The following is a 17,340-nucleotide window of genomic DNA, read 5'->3' as shown; positions in this document are numbered from 1 at the left end:
ACTTTTTTTTTCTTACTTGCATATTCAAATTAATTATATGGATTATCATGTTAAGCAATAAATTACACACACAAATAAAATTCATTCCAGCAATAATTTTTATGGTATTCGCCATAAATGGTTGTAATTCTAATGGAAATAGCGAGGAAAGTATTGAGGAAAATATTGAATCAAAGATAGATTCAACTTCAAGCACATTAATTAAATTTGACAATACACTTTTTAGTATTCCTTCACCTTACGAAGTTGCTTTTTTAATTAAAAACTCAAAAGCTGATTTTGATAAGAACCTTTTAAACCCATATAATAAGTCTCACAATTATACAAGTAGTTACCAGAAAGCTTTAAACCTTGGTATTTATGGTGCTAACCTTGGTTATTTAAATGTTTTTGAACAAAATTCAGAAGCAATTCAATATTTCTCGGTAATAAAAATTCTTTCTCAGGAACTTGGAATCGAAAATGCTTTTGATAAACAAACTGTAAATCGTATTGAAGGAAATTTAGGAAATAAAGATTCATTAATGTTTATTATTTCTAACTCCTATCGTAAAGCCGATCAGTATTTGAAAGACAATAACAGAAATGATGTTGGAGTTTTAGTATTAGCAGGTGGCTGGTTAGAAAGCACATATATGATGACTGAACTTGCTAAAACAAATAAGAGCAAAGAGATACTTACCCGAATTGGAGAACAAAAACATCCTTTGGATAATTTAATTAAAATTTTATCTCCATTCTATAATCAATCAAAAGAATACGGTGAATTAATTGACGCACTTATTGACTTAGCTTATGATTTTGATGGTATTGATATAAATTACACTTATGCAGCACCAACTGTTGACGTAAAAAATAAATTAACAGTAATAAATAGTAAATCTGAATTAATAATGACCGATCAACAGATTAAAACTATTTCAGAAAAAATAACTGCAATTAGAAAAAAGATAGTAGAATAAAAAGTATTAATAATGAAAAAGATAACAACTGTCATTTTAGCTTCAATAGTAGCATTGGTTTTTTATTCTAATAAAACCATGGCTCAGGCCGATGTTACTACTGCTTTATGTACAAAGTACATTGTATCTCCATTTATTTCTGATGGACAGCAATATAAAGCACTATTAAACGGTGAAGAAATTGCAGAATTTCACGCTACTTTTTACGGTGGAACAACATACAGAATAATTGCAGCTTCCGGACAAACAGAAGGTAATATAGTTTTCTCACTTTACGACAAAGAAAGAAATCTTTTATTCACAAACCGCGATTACCAGAACTCACCTTATTGGGATTTTAAATTTACTTCAACTATTGATTGTATTATTGAAGCTGAACTTGATGGTTCCGACAAAAACGCTTCAGGTTTTGCAATTATGCTTATTGGATTTAAACAATAATTAATTGATGTAGAATTATCTTATAAAGAGAGGCATTATTTACAATGATAATGCCTCTTTCATTTGAAAAAAAGAAATGAGCGAAAGAATACTAAAAGCCCTGATGCAATTGTTTGCAATCATTGCCCGACCAGAGAGCAATGCCGAAGAACGCAGGTCTATTGTAGGCTCATTCTTATTACAACAATTAAACAGCGAGCTGGTTAATGAATATTTAAAAGTATTTAATAATTACTACGAACAATATCAGGCGAAACAATCAGATAGTACTTTAAGAAAGAAAAGAATTGCAGGAAGCTCTGTTAAAGTTTTAAAGATTTGTACTGAAATTAATGAGGAACTAACACAAAAACAAAAAATTATTGTTGTTGTACGTTTACTCGAATTTATTAAATCCGATTCTGAAGAAATCTCTGAACAGGAACAAGAATTTGTTGAAACTGTTGCAGATACTTTTCATATTGTTTCAGAAGAATACGTTAGGTTAAAAGCGTTTATACTTTATACTTTTGATGAAATACCCAATTCTACCAGGATGTTACTTGTTGACAGTCAAAAAGAATTTAGTCATCAAAAAGTAAAACATCTGTTCCGTGCCGGATTAGAAGGGCAACTACGCTTATTCCATGTAAGAACTGCAAATATGTTCCTTTTGAAGTATTTAGGCGAAAAGGAATTATATTTAAATGGTCAGCTAATTCACCTTCAGAAAGTTTATGTACTTACAACCGGAAGTTCCATACGTTCTGCCAAAATTGCTCCTATATACTATTCTGATATTCTCAGCATTTTTAATGAAGACAAAATAAAGTCAAAAATCGTTTTTGAAGCTAGAAATATAGAATTCGCTTTTAAGGGTGGTGGCATTGGACTTCACAACATGAATTTTCAGGAAGAATCGGGACATCTTGTTGGAATAATGGGTGCCAGTGGGGCTGGAAAAACAACTTTATTAAACGTTTTAAATGGTTCATACCCGCCAACCAGTGGAGAAATTTTAATAAATGATATTAATATTTACTCTAAGGATGAAGCTACCGAAGGATTAATAGGATATGTTTCTCAGGACGACCTACTTATTGAAGATTTGACTGTTTTTCAAAACTTATATTATAATGCTAAACTCTGCTTTGATAACCTTAGTCACTTTCAGATTTTAAGGATTGTACTTAAAACCTTGCAGAATTTAGGTTTGTATAAGATTAAACACATGAAAGTTGGTAGTCCAATGAATAAAAAAATCAGTGGAGGCCAACGAAAACGTTTAAATATTGCTCTGGAATTAATTCGCGAACCCTCTATTTTATTTCTTGATGAACCAACATCGGGATTATCTTCAAGAGACTCAGAAAACATTCTTGACCTTTTAAAAGACCTTACTTTAAAAGGAAAATTAGTATTTGTTGTAATTCACCAACCATCGTCAGATATTTTTAAAATGTTTGACAAATTATTAATACTCGATACAGGTGGATATCTTATTTACGATGGCGATCCAGTAGATTCAATTATTTATTTTAAATCAAGAACACATCAGGCTAACTGGAGCGAAAGCGAATGCCCTACTTGCGGTAACGTTAATCCTGAGCAGATTTTTAATATAGTTGAAGCAAATGTTCTTGACGAGTATGGAAACATGACTCACACGCGCAAATTCTCACCAAACGAATGGCTGGATAGTTATGATAAATACCATGTTAAACCAGAAGAAAAAACAAAAGAAGAAAAATTACATTACAAGCTTCCCGAGATTTTCTTTAAAGTACCCGGAATAATAAAACAATTTAAGGTATTTGTTATCAGAGATGTACTTTCAAAGTTATCAAATACACAATATTTACTGATTAATTTATTAGAAGCTCCATTACTGGCGTTGCTACTTTCTTATATTATTAAATATTATAATGTAGATGCTGCAAATGAAACAGGCTATTCATTTAGTGATAACAGTAATATTTCTATTTTCATCTTCATGGCAGTTATTATTTCAATTTTTATTGGTTTAACAGTAAGTGCCGAAGAAATTTTCAGAGACAGAAAAATCAGAAAACGCGAAAAATATCTAAATTTAAGTTGGGGTAGTTACTTATTTTCTAAAGTTGCCATTCTAACTGTATTATCAGCAATTCAAGCTGCTATTTTTGTTGTCATTGGAAATACTGTTTTGGAAATTCAGGGAATGTACTGGCAATATTGGCTTGTTTTATTTAGCGCCTGGGTATTTTCTAATATTTTAGGACTTAATATTTCAGATGCGTTTAATTCTGCAGTTACCATTTACATATTAATACCTTTTCTTGTAATTCCTCAACTAATTTTAAGTGGTATTATTTTTAAATTTGATAAGTTAAACCCAGATATTAGCAGTCCAAGTCATATTCCATTATACGGACAAATTATTACTGCAAGATGGGCTTATGAAGCACTTGCGGTTTATCAATTCCGTGAAAACAAATACGAAAAGCAGTTTTACACCTATGACAAAATAATGAGTTCTGCTAATTTTAAAAAAGATTTCTGGTTAAGATCTATTCGTAACAAAACATCAGATGTAAAAAGAGAACTTGGCGAAAAAGGCAATAAACAAATTATAAATGATGCTTTAGAACTTTTAAGAAATGAGCTTTCATTAGAAATTAAATTGAATAAAAAAGTTCTTCTTCCTGTTAAAGTCTCGAATTTAGTAAATGGTAAAGTCACAAATAATGTGATAGATAAATTAAATTTTTACTACGACGAATTAAATAAATACTATATTCAAAAATACAAAAAAGCAAGTGAAGCAAAAGACAGACTTTTTGCAAAACTTACAAGTACAGATAAACTGAATAAAAATTTCATACAACTAAAAAAAGATTACCATAACGAAAACCTAAAGGAATTTGTTAGAAACGAAAATGAAATGGTAAAGATTATTGAATATGATCATCGTTTATACCAAAAAGCTGACCCTATATTTTTTGATCCTCAGGGCGGAATACTTGATGCTCATTTTTATGCACCCCGCAAAAAAGTATTTGGGACATATTTTGACACTTACTGGGTAAATATTGTAATTATTTGGTTAATGTCAATCACACTTTTCATTTGCCTGTACTTTAATCTTCTTAGAAAATTATTAGAATTAGGCGAATGGACATCAGAAAGGTATAAAAAGAATAAACAGATAAGAAAACAAAAAAGCCGGATAAAATAATTACCCGGCTTTTTTTATTATTGTGAAATAAATTATTCTTCTATTTCAATCATTTTAAATGGAACTTTAATAATAGACTGATAATCTTCACCAGCTTCTAACATATCTTCATCATCTTCTTCGTAGTACCAATTAATTATAACTGCACTACCTGCTTTTGATATATTTTCTAATTTTTTAAAAATATCCAAAATACATTTTGATGAACTTGTATTAAAATATTCAAGCTGAATATTAACAACAGTATTAGCAAGAGGTGCTCCACCATAAGTCTCTAACCAATCAACAAGTGGTTTATAAAATTCAATAGAATTTTCGGGAATGGATCTTCCTTTTATTTCTATCTTTCCTGTGGTTGCATCAAAATTCACAGTTGGTGTTTTTGGTGTTCCTTCAATTATTATTGGATCCATAAGCCTTTATTTATTTTTAGAGTTTAAAGATATGCTAAATTATATTAATTTTCAAAACGTAGAATAAAACTTTTTCATTAACTGGTATAAATTCATACTCCATTTTAGTACCTGTCTTGCGAGCAATGTCAATCATACCAAGACCTCCGCCACCTTTTTCAGAAAATTCATCGTTGTTAAGAATTAATTTATAAAGTGCTTTTAATTCATCTTTCGACAAAGAATTAATCTGATTTATTCTATCACTTATCATTTGTAACTTCTCTTTCAGAATAAAATTACCTGTAATAATTTTAATAGAATTTTCGAAATAAACTAAATAACAAGCCCCAAACTTAGATTTTCCTTCTTCGGCAGGTAAAGCATGATGAAATAAATTCTGAACACATTCAACAAAAACATGTATTGTTACTTTCCTTAACGATTCATAAGAAATATTTTCAGTAAATACAGTTTCTATTTTCTCTACTAATCCTGTAATTATATCAGAAGTGATCTCACCACTAAATGACAGAAGTACATTACCTTGCTGCCCTACTTTAAGCCACTGCTCTAAATTAAAATTAGTGTTTGAAGAAATAATCACAAAATATTAAAATTTATTATTTCAAAACTATTAAAATATAATGTAAATAAAAGCATTATTACATTAAATTTTTATAAATATTCAAACTTTCTTCCAGTCATTTTATCAACCTGTATCTTAATTACGTTAATGTTATTTATTGAAGGAACTGAAAAATCAAAATTTAAATCTGAATAATTCTTCATAAAAATCTTTAGTCCTTCTACTTTTTCATTATAATCTGTTATTATCTCAGCTTTTCCCCATGCAACAACACTTCTGTAACGCATTCTCCAACTACATGCAACTTCTTTATGCCTTGCAAAAACATCGTGATCAGTATCAAACTCAACACAAACCTGATTGTTTTTTGCTAAAATATCCAATTTATAACCCTCTTTTGCACAATGCAAATAAATTGATTTCCCATCAAAACCGAAATTAAAACCCAAAACATATGGCTTATTACCATCTACAAAACCAACATGACATACATTACATTTACTAATTACTTCAAATAATTCTGTTTGCAAAGTAATATCTTTAATTGCCTTATCTCTTATATGCATATTTGTTATTTTTTGCTTAAAGATAAAAAAAGGTTGGCTATTAAATAACCAACCCTACCTAAATTAATAAAAACATATTACACTAAATCAATTTCTTTTTACTAAACCAAAGCAAATCAGATTAAATAAATTTTCAATGTTTTTTTCAAAATCAGCATTTCCATTTTGCACAAAAAATGGAATTTCAAGCCCTTTTAATGCTGTAACAATAGTATTTGCAGTTATTTCCAAATTTTCAATATCAAAATAATTCTGTTTAACTCCATCTAATAAAATTTGTTTTACTAATTGCAATTCTGCTTTATCATACATTAATCTTGTTTGATTAATAAATTGCAGATTGTCTAATAATTCATTTTTCATAGCATCATAAAATATAGACACTTTTAATAAAGTATTCATTCTTGTAAAAAAATATGCTTTTAATTTTTCTGATGGAGTTAAACTATTATTAACTGCATTATTAATTGCTAAGGCAAGTTCGTTAGCTTCCTTCTCAATAACAGCTTTAAAAACATCTTCTTTATTTTTAAAATAATAATACAATCCTGTTTTACCCTTCCCTACTACATTCCCGATATCATCTAATGTAGCTTTTTTATAACCATATTTACCAAAAACAACTATCGCAGCCTTAATTATATTATCTCTAGCCTTATCTTTATTATTTACTTCCATATTAATAAAATATTTTACCTTTTAATTAAAATTCTAGTAACATTATCTATATGAACCAGGTAAGTTCCAGATTCTAATACCAACAAATTTACAATTTCATGTGTGTAATTAATTAAATCTGATAAAATTTTTCTACCTGTCATATCAGTAATAATTAATTGTATGGGCAATTTAATATTAAGCATTTCAAATTTTACAAAATTTTCTACCGGATTTGGATTAAAAGTAAAATTTTGGTTATCTATATTTTTAATATTATTTGTAGAAGTTAAGCAATTTCTTAAATATGTAATACCTGTATTAGTTGATAATCTATTTATAAAAAGTGCTTCAGCAGATGAATTATTTTTTAGCATAAAATCTAAATATGGTAAAAGCAACGAAAAAACTTCTGCATATTGTTCGTCTCTTGTAATAGTAGGGCTTGGAGAACAGGTAGATTCACCAAAATTACAATTGAAATTTGATTCAGCAAACTGGCAATGGCTTCCGCCTGTAACACTAATAAAAGTTTTACATTGTGAGCCAAGTGCATTATATAATGGCACCTGATTATCTGCAGGAACAGCAACACAATCGTTTGCTCCTGAAAAAACAATTGCAGGAACAGTTACAGATGGAGCATAATTTAAGATAGCATCCGGAGAATTACTATTTGACATTCCAAAAGAAACAGTAGTAGTTATATTTGTATTATTTGATGAAGCAATAACTGAACATTTACCCCCCATTGAGTGACCAAGTATTGCGGATGTAGTAGCTATTTTCTGATAAAAAAATGATGAACTTAAATTACCTTCTGTTTGCATTTTTGTTACTGCAAATGCTAAATCTAGTCCAAATGTTAAGTGATTTGGAGTTGGAAAGATAGAACCTTCAGTAGTTGGAAAAACCATAATATAACCTTTAGGAACTATTGAATCCCAGTATATTTGATACGCATCAAAGCCCATTACAAATCCGTGTCCGAAAACAACTAATGGAAACTGTCCATTTGCAATTGGCGTGTTTTCACCAGCGGTATTCGAAGGATAATAAATTTCGCAGGGAACACTTCTGTTACTTCTTGCAGGATCGGTATATGTAATAGATTTATGACCTATAGAATAAACTTGTGATTTACCGACAATTGTTTGCAACAATAATAAAATAGTTGAAATGCTGAAAATAATCATGCTAGTGTTTTTCATATTAAGCGATTTATGTTTTTGAATATTTTAACATATCGGTTCAAAGTTAAAATATTTTTAATCAAAAACAATAAATATTTAAAATGTTTTTTTCACTAAATAAACTAAGTAGTTGGGGTCATTCTAGAGTTGGCAGGCACATCCTGTGTAATCCACATATTTCCGCTAATAATTGCATTTTTACCAATACAAATTCTACCTAAAATTGTAGCTTCTGCATAAATTACAACATTATCCTCTACAATAGGATGGCGAGGAATTCCCTTAATAGGATTACCATTTTCATCAAGCGGAAAACTTTTTGCCCCTAAGGTTACACCCTGATAAATTTTTACATTATTACCAATAACACAGGTTTCACCAATTACAACACCCGTTCCATGGTCGATTGCAAAATATCCTCCAATTGTTGCACCCGGATGAATATCAATTCCAGTTTCTGAATGCGCAAGTTCGGAGATTATTCTAGGTATCAAAGGAACTTCAAGTTTTAAAAGTTCGTGTGCTAACCTATAATTGGTAATAGCTCTAATAGCAGGATAACAATAAATAATTTCGCCAAAGCTCTTAGCTGCAGGATCTCCATCATACATTGCCTTAACATCAGTAGAAAGTTTTTCTCTTATTTTTGGTAATAGAGAAATAAATTTTGCCGATAATCTTTCAGCTTTATCTTCACAATCCTTACAACTATTTTTATTCTCCTGACCACAATCAAAGCATAACCCTCTTAATATTTGCTGGGAAAGTAATTTATGAACCTTATCGATATTTACACCTGTATAAAAGCTAATATTTCCAGCATTTACATTAGAGGTTCCAAAATATCCAGGAAAAATAATCTGACGAAGAGTATTTACAATTTCGACTAAGACTTCAGAATCTGGCATTGGCATGCCATGTAATGGAATTTTATAAACAGTTTCATACGACTCTGGCTGCGCTAATTTTGATGTAGTATCAAGTAAAATATCACTCACACTTGCATTTACTTCCTTCTTTTCCACAACAAACTTTAATTTAAATTTTTTTCCTTTAAAATTTTCATTGCAACTTCTAATATTGTAGTATCATCCAGAATCACTATTCCGCCATCTGGACCTTTTTCGGTATGAATACCTACAATTTCTCCTTTTTCGTAATCGGTACCACCAAAATAGTTACGAACAGTTTCCAGACTAATATCAAGAGTGTCTGCTATTATTTGCATACTTCCGTTTGGCAAACGATCTTTTATACGCCTTAATTCATTAAATGAAATAGTTTTCACTTTTGTAAGTTTAAGTTTTTAAAAGTAGTTATTTTTTTAATTCGCAATTAATCTCTCATTTATTTTAACAGACGTATTAATTTAGTAAAAGGATGTTTAAAAAGTTCCCCAACACATTAATTAATTATTTTTATCTTTATGCTCGCAGAACTAAATAACAAATGAAATATATAGAAGTATCATTTATCATAAAACCTTATTCAACAGAAAATGAGGAATTATTAATTGCTGTTTTAAATGAAAATAATTTTGACTCGTATTGGCAAACTGAAAACGAATTAAAAGCATATATTCCTGAAAGTTTATTTTCAATCGAGAACTTACAAAGTATTTGCAATTCATTTCAGAACAACCTTACTGTTGAAACAAAATTATGTTCACTTCCAGAAAAAAACTGGAACGAAGAATGGGAAAAATCATATCCCTTTACAATTATTTCAGATAAATGTCTGATAAGAGCACCATTTCATACAAATACTCCAAAAACAGATTTCGATATTGTTATTGAGCCAAAAATGTCATTTGGTACAGGTCATCATTCAACTACTTCGTTAATGGTTGAACTTATTCTTGAAATGGAAATAACAAATAAGATTATTCTTGATATGGGCTGCGGAACGGGCATTCTAGCAATTCTTTCTTCATTGAAAAATGCCAAAAAGATTACTGCAATAGATTTTGATGAATGGGCATATGAAAACTCAATTGAAAACTCTAAAAAAAATAATTGTATAAATATTGATGTAATAAAAGGTACAGCTGCTAATATTCCTTATGAAACATATGATATCATTTTTGCAAATATTAACAGGAATGTATTATTAGAAGATATTGGCACATATAATAAACATCTAAAACAAAATAGTAATTTGGTTATAAGTGGGTTTTTAGAATCAGATATAGATATTCTTTGGAAAAAAGCCGAAAAATTTCAATTATTTCCAATTAAAACAGTTAATAAAAACAATTGGGTTGCAGCAATTTTCGAAAAAAAATAAAATGAAAAATAATAATATGCAGAAACTATTATTTCTTTTTTTGTGTGCAGGTTTAGTTTTTAGTTTTAATAATACTTGTGCTCAGCAATTAAAAAATTTCAGAAGCGATTTTCCAGGCTATCTTGCAGACATGAAAGATTTTTTAGAAGCAAAAGATAAAAAAGAAGGCAAAGAATTAATTGAAATATTTACTTTAACATTTAATGGTTCTTATTTTAATGAAAACGAAAAGAAAAACATAATTCAAACTTCTAATGAATTATTAAAAAAACGTGCATTAGCATTCCCTCACTTTCAAGAATACTTACAGAGTTTGATGGCATTTAGTACTGCCAACCATAATAAATCCAGTTATGAAAACTGGGATAAAGGATTAGTATATATGTGTCAGAAAAAAAATATTACTCTAAATTCAATTGATATTTTTTTAGAAAATTCTGCAGGATTAATTAGCAAAGGCAATATTTACAAATCCTTAACAACAAAATGGAAAACAAATACAAAAGACATTAAATATTATTTCGATGGAGAAAATATTATTATTACAATAGGCCCCTCAAATTTAACTTGTTATGCAAAAAAAGATAGCTCAAATATATACAACACTCAAGGGATTTACAATGCATTAACACGTAATTGGAAAGGACAAGGTGGAAAACTAAACTGGGTAAGAACAGGTTTCAAAGAAAATGAAGTCTATGCTAATTTTCAAAATTATAGTATAGATATGACAAAATCTTCTTTTGAAGCAGACTCTGTTATTTTTATAAATACACGTTATTTTAAAGATCCACTTTTAGGAAAGCTACGTGAAAAAGTAATGGCAGATGCAGATTCAACCAATGCGAATTACCCACAGTTTATTTCATATTCTAAAAGATATAAAATAAATAATATTTATCCGGGGATGAACTATGATGGAGGTTTTACAATGAAAGGTTCTAAATTTATTGGTGAGGGTACAGATGATGATCTTGCAATGATAAAAATATTAAGAAATGATACATTATTTTTTATAGCAGCCACCAAAACATTTGTATTTAATAACGATGGTATTATTGGTCAGAATGCAGCTATAACATTTAGATTAGATACCGATTCTATTTATCATCCTGGTCTTTTATTTAAGTATAGCGAAGAACGAAAAGAAGTATCACTGATTAGAAACGATGAAGGAATGTCAAGAAGTCCTTACTTTGACACATATCATAATTTAGAACTAGACTTCCCATATTTAACATGGAAACTTGGTGACCCAAAAATAAATTTTAAACCAATTCCAAAAACAACTAACAAAATTGCAAAATTTGAATCAGTCGATTTTTTTAGCAGAAACAGATACCTTGAATTACAAGGAATGGATATAGTAAACCCACTTCAAAATTTAAGAAATCTAAGTAAAAAAATTAATTCCAGAAAATTTACAGACTCTCAATTTGCAGATTTCATAAAAGCATCGATACCTGCAACAAAACAATATCTGTTAAACCTTGCATTTAAGGGATTTATCTCATACTCAATTGTAACTGGTCAGGTTACAGTGATGGAAAAAACTTTTAACTATCTTAAATGCAGTGTTGGGCAAAGAGATTATGATGCAATAAGTTTTATGTCTACAGTTGAAGAAAATGACAATAATGCAATGTTAAGTCTTTTGGATTTTAATTTAAAAATGAAAGGAGTGCAGGAAATATATCTTTCTGATTCTCAAAATGTTGCTATTTTTCCTAAAGATCAGGAAATTACAATAAAAAGAAACAGAGATTTTGTTTTTGACGGTAAAGTAAGAGCTGGATTATTTTTATTTATAGGTTCTAATTTTTCATTTAGTTATAACAAATTTAAACTTAATCTGACAGATATTAAAACAATTAAGATGCGAGTCAGAACCGACGAATTAGATCAATATGGTGCTGTTGTTCAAAAGGATTTAATTTCTGTAATTGAAAATGCAACAGGCGAATTATTAATTGATGACATGACAAATAAATCAGGAGTTAAAAAATACCCACAATTCCCTGTTTTTAACAGTAAAAAAGATTCTTATGTTTTTTATGATGATAACTCTATTCAAACTGGTGTATATAAAAGGGATAATTTTTATTTCCAGATTTATCCTTATACAATTGACAGTATAGGTATACTTACTAAGAAAAATTTACTGTTTAAGGGGCACTTTGTTTCAGCAGGTATATTTCCACCATTTGATGAAACCATAAGTGTGCAACCTGACTATTCTCTTGGTTTTAAACGTCAAACTCCAATAGAAGGGTTTCAAACATATGGAGGAAAAGGAAATTACAAAAAAGAAATTTTCCTTAGTAACAAAGGCTTAAGAGGTGATGGTGAATTAAAATTCTTAACAGCTAAAGCTACATCAGACAATTTTCTTTTCTTCCCCGATTCAATGAACACTACAGCAAAAATATTTGAAATTGAAAAGCAGGCAAAAGGAGTTGAATATGCTTCAGTAAAAGGTGAAAATATATATGTTCATTGGATGCCAAATAACGATAGAATGTTTATTACAAATACTACTAAACCATTCAAAATGTATGATGATCAAGCAACATTTACAGGTACTATACAAATTGAACCAACTGGTCTCTCGGGTTGGGGAAAACTTGATTTTTCTACTGCAGAACTTACTTCAAAAATGTTCAATTTCAAGGAACATATAGTAGATGCTGACACATCTAATTTTAATCTTAAAACTGCAGATATGACTGATTTTGCATTTAAAACTAACAATGTAAACTCACATATTGATTTTAAAGAAAGAAAAGGAGAATTTCAATCTAATGGAGAAGCTTCATTCGTAGAATTTCCAAAAAATCAATACATCTGTTATATGGATCAATTTACATGGTTTATGGATAAAGATGAGATTGAAATGAGTGCAAGTAAAAAAGCATTAGCTACTTTACCTGAAAACAGTGCAAACATGAGCCCTACAGAACTTGAGGATGTTCAGTTAAAAGGATCACAGTTTATATCTACCCATCCAAATCAGGATTCTCTAACTTTTGTTGCACCTTCGGCTAAATATAATCTGAAAAAATATATTATAGCTGCAAACGAAGTAAAATTTATTAGAGTAGCAGATGCTACTATTTATCCTGGAGATGGTAAGGTTGTTATAGAAAAACAAGCTGCAATGCAAACTTTAAAAGAATCAAAAATTATTGCAAATAACACAAATCGTTATCATACTATTTATGGAGCTACAACAAATATATATGGACGAAAGAATTATTCTTCATCAGGATCATATGATTATGTTGATGAAACAAAGAACAAACAGGTAATTAAATTGGATGTTGTTAGCGTTGATTCTACTTATCAAACTTACGCCAAAGGTAAAATTGGAATTACAGAGGGCTTTACACTGAGTCCAAATTTTGGTTATACCGGTGATGTTATACTTCATGCAAATGAGCAATTTTTAATGTTCGAAGGATCAGTAAAAATCTCTCACGAATGTCAAAACTTATCCAGATACTGGATTAACTTTAAATCAACAATTAACCCGACTGAGATTTACATCCCTATGGGAGACTCGCTTAAAGAAATTAACAATAACAAAGTATGTAATGGCTTTTATATAACAAATGACTCAACACACATTTATCCAGCATTCTTAACAAAGCGTAAAAATTATAGTGATATAGCAGTATTTAATGCAAAAGGATTCCTAACATTTGACAAGACAGACAGTAAATATAAAATCTCAAATAAAGAAAAATTAGTTGAGTTTAATCTTCCAGGAGATTACCTGAGTATTCATCGTTCAGCTTGTAATATGTATGGCGAAGGTAAATTAAACCTTGGGGTTGATTTTGGTCAATGCACAATAAATACTGTTGGAAATGTAAACGAAGATTTGGTAAAATCTTCTATTTTTATTGACCTGTTATTAGGCATTGACTTTTTTATTGACGGAAAATGCATGGAAATATTTGCAAAAGATTTAAACACATACAGCGGTCTTGAACCAATTGATTTATCAAGAAAAGTTTTTGAGAAAGGTATTGCAGAAATTCTTGGTCGCGAAAAAGCTAACGATCTTATTTCTGAATACAGTCTGGGAAAATTCAAAAAAATGCCAAAAGAACTTGAACATACAATAATGTTTACTGATTTAAAATTAAACTGGAATACCACAACAAAATCTTATGTTGCCGACACACTTTTAGGAGTTGGAAGCATTGGTAAAGAATATGTTAACAAAATAATTCCGGGTTATATGGAAATTATAAAAAAACGAAGTGGCGATATTTTCTCTGTTTATTTTGAACTTAACGAAACCGTATGGTATTATTTCTCATATGCTCGTGGAGTAATGCAGGTTGTTTCAAGCAACGAAGAATTCAATACAGTTATTAAAACACTTAAGCCAGATCAAAGAAAAGTTGATACGGACAAGGGACAAAAACCTTATTCTTATTATCCGGCAGCCCCTACTGTTAAAAATAAATTCTTAAAAAGAATGCGTGCTTTAAAAGAAAATGAGGTGCTAAATGAACCTGATGAAACAGAAAATGATAAAGAGAACGAAAATAAAAATAAGGAAGAAGGACAATAAATTTAAATTTGATTTTTACTTTTGTAAAAAAAATTGATACATTCATTATGAGAAACTTTATTTTATTTATCATTGCTTCCGTATTAATATTTGGATGCGGAAAAAAAGAAGAAAAAGGAAACGAAATATTTAGTACATCAAATAATTTAGATGCGAATAATCTTTGGTTAAATACCAATACTATATTTAAAGGAAATGCACATTCAGGTTTGTATTCCAGTAAACTTGATACTGCTGCTGAATATGGAATAGGAATTAATCCAATACTTAAAAATATTTCAGATAAGTTACCTAAAAAAATCACAATAAAATGTTGGGTGTATTCAACTGTTCCAAACCTTGACGCATCAATAGTTTGTAATCCTTTACTAAATTCTCAGGTTGTTGATTGGAAAAACTACGATTTTAAAACCATAGTAACTAAAGCAAATGAATGGACAGAAATAACTGCTTCATTTGACTTACCTAAGAATATTACACTTGATACTGAATTAAGGGCTTTCGTATGGAATCCTAATAAATTAACCTTTTTTGTTGACGACTTTGAATTTTCAATTGAGTAAACCAAATTTCTCTTGATAACAATTTTCTAAATATTCAGCAATTTCATTTGCTGTAATACTTCTTATACATTCACAGTTAAATGACTTGCGACACTTTTCACAAGTTTTATTTAACACAAAATATTTTGCCTTTTTACCAATTGGTGCCCATCTCTGAGGAAAAATGGGTTTCATTGGTGCATATAATCCTATAGCAAATTTTCCTGCTGCAGAAGCAATATGTAAAGGACCTGTACTGCATGCTACTAATCCATCAGCATGGTTAATCAAACTAATATATTGGCTTAATGTTAACTTTCCAGTAATATCTATAATATTATTTCTATAAACTTTTAACAATTGCTCCATCTGGTTGGCTTCATCATCAGTACCGGCAACTATTATATTAAATTTTTCAGGAGATAATAATCTTATCAATTCTGAATATCTGTCTAATCCCCACTCTCTCGCACTTCCTTTTGATTTAGGATGAAGAATGATATTAAATTTCTTATTGTTAATTACAAAATGTAAATCATTCTCTAACATTTCAAAATTAGAGAAACCATAGAGTCCAATAATTTCCTTTAAATCTGGAACTACAAAATTACCAAACAATGGTTCTGTTAAAATCAAATTTAATTGAGCCTCATGTAAATCAGATTTTTTTCTACTGAGTTTTACTTGTTTATTGGCATAAAACCAATGAAAAATTCTTCTGTTTGTGCCTATTCTAATTGGGATTTTCGCTAAAAATGCAAGCCTTGCAACTTTGGCATTTGGATATACATGAATTATAATATCTGCTTTAAACTTACAAAAAATCCTTTTTTGATTAGAAAATGACATGTCACAAATATTATCCCAATCGGCAAACTCATCAATATTTGTACATGCATTTATAATTGGTTTAGTGTATTTTCTTCCAAGAAAAATAATATAACAATCAGGAAAAATCGATTTTAAATATCCAGCTAAAGGTAAAGTAAGAACAACATCTCCGATTTTATCAATACGGCTTATTAGAATACGTTTCAAAACTAGAATTATTTAACAAGAAGTAAAACTCCGGATTTTTTATATCCACTTGCTTCAGATGAGGTAATATTATAAAAATATGTTCCACATGGTAATTGAACTCCTGCAGATGAACGCCCATCCCACTGTAATCTTTTTGCAGTTTGAGAATATACTATGGCACCCCATCTATTAAAAACATCTAATACGAAATTATTAACACCATTTGATTTCACTATAAAAACATCATTTATTCCATCACCATTTGGTGAAAAAATATTTGGCGCTTCAAGTAAATCATTTACCATAACTGTATCTGTAATTGTATCAGTACATCCTAAGCCTGCTTCTACAATAAAATTTACAACGTAACTTCCAGCAGCTGGAAATGTGTATATAGCAATACTATCACCTAAATCAAAAGAAGTCTGATTAAAATTCCAGTAATAATTATATGGTAATGTGTCTCTATTTAATACTGTTCCTTGAAAATAAAAAATATATGAAGGAAGATACATTGTATCTGTAAAACTAAAATTTGCCTCAGGAAATTTTCTTACAAAAATAAAATTTGTTTTTGTTTTTGTTTGAGTTGCATTTGAGCTTGAAGCTGTTAAAGAGACAGAATAAACTCCTGAATTTAAGTATGTATGTATTGGGTTTTGTATTGAATCAATACCTCCATCACCAAAACTCCAATGCCAGTTTTTAACTGTATCTCCTACAGATAAATCGGTAAATACAATTGAGCCACCTTCACATATAACCGTAGTGTCAGATTTAAAATTTACCTCAATTTGTGCAAATAGAGAATTTGAAATCGTAAAAAATGAAAACACTAATATGATTATATACTTATTCATTTTACTTATAATATGCAAAAATATAAATTATGCACTTGCTAATTTCTTTTA

At 29.4% G+C, this 17,340-nt stretch carries 15 protein-coding genes; 6 read left to right on the top strand and 9 right to left on the bottom strand.

Annotated features, from left to right (window positions below; translation table 11 throughout):
• Positions 1 to 47: 47 nt before the first annotated feature.
• The 3 genes from HY951_01590 (at position 48) to HY951_01580 (ending at position 4,599) form a co-directional block, all read left to right on the top strand.
• Positions 48 to 962, top strand: a complete 915-nt coding sequence (locus tag HY951_01590; GenBank protein MBI5538723.1) for a hypothetical protein — start codon at positions 48 to 50, stop codon at positions 960 to 962.
• 12 nt (positions 963 to 974) lie between these two features.
• On the top strand, positions 975 to 1,403 hold the full coding sequence (locus tag HY951_01585) for a hypothetical protein (GenBank protein MBI5538722.1): 429 nt from the start codon (positions 975 to 977) through the stop codon (positions 1,401 to 1,403).
• 76 nt (positions 1,404 to 1,479) lie between these two features.
• Positions 1,480 to 4,599 carry an ATP-binding cassette domain-containing protein gene (locus HY951_01580; GenBank protein ID MBI5538721.1) on the top strand — a complete coding sequence of 1,040 codons (3,120 nt, stop codon included), beginning with the start codon at positions 1,480 to 1,482 and terminating at the stop codon, positions 4,597 to 4,599.
• A gap of 32 nt (positions 4,600 to 4,631) precedes the next feature.
• Here HY951_01580 and HY951_01575 read toward each other — a convergent pair whose 3' ends face one another.
• The 7 genes from HY951_01575 to HY951_01545 all read right to left on the bottom strand — a co-directional run bounded on the left by HY951_01575 (position 4,632) and on the right by HY951_01545 (position 9,284).
• The gene (locus tag HY951_01575) at positions 4,632 to 5,012 is read right to left on the bottom strand and encodes a DUF1987 domain-containing protein (GenBank protein ID MBI5538720.1); all 381 of its coding nucleotides are present in this window, start codon (positions 5,010 to 5,012) and stop codon (positions 4,632 to 4,634) included.
• A gap of 34 nt (positions 5,013 to 5,046) precedes the next feature.
• Positions 5,047 to 5,598, bottom strand: a complete 552-nt coding sequence (locus HY951_01570; GenBank protein MBI5538719.1) for a hypothetical protein — start codon at positions 5,596 to 5,598, stop codon at positions 5,047 to 5,049.
• 71 nt (positions 5,599 to 5,669) lie between these two features.
• Complete coding sequence (locus HY951_01565; GenBank protein ID MBI5538718.1) at positions 5,670 to 6,146, bottom strand: pyridoxamine 5'-phosphate oxidase family protein; 477 nt, start codon at positions 6,144 to 6,146, stop codon at positions 5,670 to 5,672.
• An 87-nt stretch (positions 6,147 to 6,233) separates the two neighbouring features.
• Positions 6,234 to 6,824 (bottom strand): TetR/AcrR family transcriptional regulator, encoded by a 591-nt coding sequence (locus HY951_01560; protein MBI5538717.1) that lies wholly within the window; start codon positions 6,822 to 6,824, stop codon positions 6,234 to 6,236.
• Positions 6,825 to 6,838: 14 nt separating this feature from the next.
• Positions 6,839 to 8,014: a T9SS type A sorting domain-containing protein gene (locus HY951_01555; protein ID MBI5538716.1), complete on the bottom strand. Its 1,176-nt coding sequence runs from the start codon at positions 8,012 to 8,014 to the stop codon at positions 6,839 to 6,841.
• Positions 8,015 to 8,118: 104 nt separating this feature from the next.
• On the bottom strand, positions 8,119 to 8,910 hold the full coding sequence (locus HY951_01550; GenBank protein MBI5538715.1) for a serine acetyltransferase: 792 nt from the start codon (positions 8,908 to 8,910) through the stop codon (positions 8,119 to 8,121).
• Between the two features lie 119 nt (positions 8,911 to 9,029).
• Complete coding sequence (locus tag HY951_01545; protein ID MBI5538714.1) at positions 9,030 to 9,284, bottom strand: DNA-binding protein; 255 nt, start codon at positions 9,282 to 9,284, stop codon at positions 9,030 to 9,032.
• 161 nt (positions 9,285 to 9,445) lie between these two features.
• On the opposite strand from HY951_01545, the gene prmA reads away from it, so the two are divergent.
• The 3 genes from prmA to HY951_01530 are packed head-to-tail and all read left to right on the top strand — an operon-like array spanning position 9,446 to position 15,430.
• A complete protein-coding gene (gene prmA, locus HY951_01540; protein ID MBI5538713.1) occupies positions 9,446 to 10,282 on the top strand; it encodes a 50S ribosomal protein L11 methyltransferase in 837 nt (278 codons plus the stop codon).
• A 1-nt stretch (position 10,283) separates the two neighbouring features.
• Positions 10,284 to 14,867, top strand: coding sequence for a hypothetical protein (locus HY951_01535; GenBank protein ID MBI5538712.1), 4,584 nt, complete (start codon positions 10,284 to 10,286; stop codon positions 14,865 to 14,867).
• 47 nt (positions 14,868 to 14,914) lie between these two features.
• Positions 14,915 to 15,430 carry a hypothetical protein gene (locus HY951_01530; protein ID MBI5538711.1) on the top strand — a complete coding sequence of 172 codons (516 nt, stop codon included), beginning with the start codon at positions 14,915 to 14,917 and terminating at the stop codon, positions 15,428 to 15,430.
• Here the strand turns inward: HY951_01530 and HY951_01525 are convergent.
• Both HY951_01525 and HY951_01520 read right to left on the bottom strand, forming a co-directional pair.
• Positions 15,419 to 16,447, bottom strand: coding sequence for a glycosyltransferase family 9 protein (locus HY951_01525; protein ID MBI5538710.1), 1,029 nt, complete (start codon positions 16,445 to 16,447; stop codon positions 15,419 to 15,421). The genes HY951_01530 and HY951_01525 overlap by 12 nt on opposite strands.
• An 8-nt stretch (positions 16,448 to 16,455) precedes the next feature.
• Positions 16,456 to 17,289, bottom strand: a complete 834-nt coding sequence (locus HY951_01520) for a gliding motility-associated C-terminal domain-containing protein (GenBank protein ID MBI5538709.1) — start codon at positions 17,287 to 17,289, stop codon at positions 16,456 to 16,458.
• Positions 17,290 to 17,340: the final 51 nt, after the last annotated feature.

It is taken from the genome of Bacteroidia bacterium (assembly GCA_016218155.1).
GTDB lineage: Bacteria > Bacteroidota > Bacteroidia > Bacteroidales > GWA2-32-17 > GWA2-32-17.
This window is presented reverse-complemented; position numbering and strand designations above follow the sequence as displayed.

Excerpts from the sequence above, each read along its gene's own strand:
- HY951_01520 (MBI5538709.1), bottom strand. The coding sequence starts at position 17,289 with ATGAATAAGTATATAATCATATTAGTGTTTTCATTTTTTACGATTTCA.
- HY951_01575 (MBI5538720.1), bottom strand. The coding sequence starts at position 5,012 with ATGGATCCAATAATAATTGAAGGAACACCAAAAACACCAACTGTGAAT.
- HY951_01590 (MBI5538723.1), top strand. The coding sequence starts at position 48 with ATGTTAAGCAATAAATTACACACACAAATAAAATTCATTCCAGCAATA.
- HY951_01555 (MBI5538716.1), bottom strand. The coding sequence starts at position 8,014 with ATGAAAAACACTAGCATGATTATTTTCAGCATTTCAACTATTTTATTA.
- HY951_01560 (MBI5538717.1), bottom strand. The coding sequence starts at position 6,824 with ATGGAAGTAAATAATAAAGATAAGGCTAGAGATAATATAATTAAGGCT.
- HY951_01530 (MBI5538711.1), top strand. The coding sequence starts at position 14,915 with ATGAGAAACTTTATTTTATTTATCATTGCTTCCGTATTAATATTTGGA.
- HY951_01535 (MBI5538712.1), top strand. The coding sequence starts at position 10,284 with ATGAAAAATAATAATATGCAGAAACTATTATTTCTTTTTTTGTGTGCA.
- HY951_01550 (MBI5538715.1), bottom strand. The coding sequence starts at position 8,910 with ATGCCAATGCCAGATTCTGAAGTCTTAGTCGAAATTGTAAATACTCTT.
- HY951_01565 (MBI5538718.1), bottom strand. The coding sequence starts at position 6,146 with ATGCATATAAGAGATAAGGCAATTAAAGATATTACTTTGCAAACAGAA.
- HY951_01580 (MBI5538721.1), top strand. The coding sequence starts at position 1,480 with ATGAGCGAAAGAATACTAAAAGCCCTGATGCAATTGTTTGCAATCATT.
- prmA (MBI5538713.1), top strand. The coding sequence starts at position 9,446 with ATGAAATATATAGAAGTATCATTTATCATAAAACCTTATTCAACAGAA.
- HY951_01585 (MBI5538722.1), top strand. The coding sequence starts at position 975 with ATGAAAAAGATAACAACTGTCATTTTAGCTTCAATAGTAGCATTGGTT.